This window comes from Arthrobacter sp. 35/47 (assembly GCF_000520475.1).
Lineage (GTDB): Bacteria > Actinomycetota > Actinomycetes > Actinomycetales > Micrococcaceae > Arthrobacter_D > Arthrobacter_D subterraneus.
On the sequence record NZ_KI914582.1, the window covers coordinates 133,064 to 134,258 of the forward strand.

Annotated in this window: 1 protein-coding gene and 1 pseudogene; both read right to left on the reverse strand. The window is 69.0% G+C overall.

The window, feature by feature from the left end; translation table 11 throughout:
- On the reverse strand, positions 1-683 hold a 683-nt coding region (locus X803_RS21720), incomplete at its 3' end, for a LacI family DNA-binding transcriptional regulator (protein WP_035777595.1).
- Positions 684-702: 19 nt separating this feature from the next.
- Positions 703-1,195 (reverse strand): annotated as a pseudogene (locus X803_RS22635) (ATP-grasp domain-containing protein); the annotation flags it as partial.

Sequence of the window (1,195 nt, forward strand, 5' to 3'; positions counted from 1 at the left end):
GCCGCCTCTGCGGCTCCCGCCACGGAGGAGGCGGACGGCCCCACCACCACGTCCAGTCCCAGTTCCGCCCCGAGTTTCTCCACCAGGAGCTGCGCGGGCCTGCCCGGAGTGGACGGCAGCGACGGTGCCAACAGCCCCACCGACCGGTGGCCCAGACCGGCGAGGTGATTCAGGGCGGTGCTGATCCCGGTCTCGTTGTCGAAGAGCACGGTGCGTGCAACCGGACGGTGCGGCAGTGCGTCACCCAGGGACACCAGGCGAATCCGCTCCGGAACCTCGGCCCAGTACGGGGCGGACGGATCCACCGGAAACACGATGGCGGCGTCGACCCGGCGGGCCGGGAGCGAGCGCAGGGCATCCCGTTCGCGCACCGGTGAGGTGTCGACGTCGGTGATGGCCGAGAACAGGCCCTCCTGATGGAGCGCCTCCGACAGCATCACAGCAAGACCCTGCCGCCAAAGATCCCCGAGCGATCCGATGATTGCAACGTTGCCGCTGCGGCCTCCGGCGAGGGCGCGTGCAGCCGGGTCCGCCGACCAGCCCATGTCCCGGGCGATCGCCTGGACACGCGCCACCGTCCTGTCCGACCCCCGGAGGCCCCGGAGGGCATAGGACGTGGCGGCCTTCGACAGGCCGGCCGCCTGCGCGATGTCCCGCAGCGTTGGCCGCTTCGGCTCCGTCATGGCCTGAACCCCGCCGGAACTAGCGAAGGCCCGTCTTGCGTTCGAGTGCCAGCCCGATGAGTTCGTCGATCAGCTCTGTGTAGGTCAGACCGGACTTGGCCCACATCTGGGGGTACATGCTGATGGGGGTGAAGCCCGGCATGGTGTTGATTTCATTGATGATGAGCTCGCCGGCGGGCGTGTAGAAGAAATCGACGCGGGAAAGCCCCTCGGTCCCGAGAGCGTCGAAGGCGCGGGCAGCGAGCTCCCGGACCCGGTCAGTGACATCGGGCGGCAGGTCGGCCGGGCAGCTCAGCTCGGCTGCGGAACCGTCAACGTACTTCGCCTCGAAGTCATACCACTCGTGTTCGCCGGGCTGGACGGCGATCTCGCCCGGCAGGCTGGTGCGCGGTTCATCCGTGCCCCGGCCCTGCAGGACCGCCACCTCGATCTCCCGACCCACGATTCCTGCCTCGACAATCACCTTCGGGTCGAACTCCCTGGCATGCTCAACCGCGGCTTCGAGCTCGGCG